This window comes from Mesorhizobium sp. M1D.F.Ca.ET.231.01.1.1 (assembly GCF_003999155.2).
Classification (GTDB): Bacteria; Pseudomonadota; Alphaproteobacteria; order Rhizobiales; family Rhizobiaceae; genus Mesorhizobium.
The window spans coordinates 1-279 of the sequence record NZ_RZOZ02000301.1 but is presented as its reverse complement, the minus strand read 5'-3'; the positions used below and the strand labels follow the sequence as shown (position 1 = coordinate 279).

At 54.5% G+C, this 279-nt stretch carries 1 protein-coding gene; it reads left to right on the top strand.

Features of this window, described 5'->3' with window-relative positions; translation table 11 throughout:
- A partial coding sequence (locus EN874_RS33405; protein ID WP_189396771.1) for a type II secretion system F family protein occupies positions 1-222 on the top strand: 222 nt, incomplete at its 5' end.
- Positions 223-279: the final 57 nt, after the last annotated feature.

Below are 279 nucleotides of genomic sequence, written 5' to 3'. Positions count from 1 at the left end.
GCCGTGCTATTTCGGCAGTCAGAAGAACTTGGCACCAGCCTGACAGAGGCCCTTCGCGTGTACAGCGACGAAATGCGCACGCAGCGAATCCTCTACGCGGAGGAGAAAGCCAATGCGCTGCCGGTCAAGATGATGATCCCGCTCGGCATCTGCATCTTTCCGGTCGTGCTGATGATCGTTCTTTTGCCGGTGATCATTCGCATGAGAGGCATTTTCTTCTAGCCGGTCGTATGATTACCCTCTAAAACTGAGTCGGGGACTCGTGGGACACACTATGAT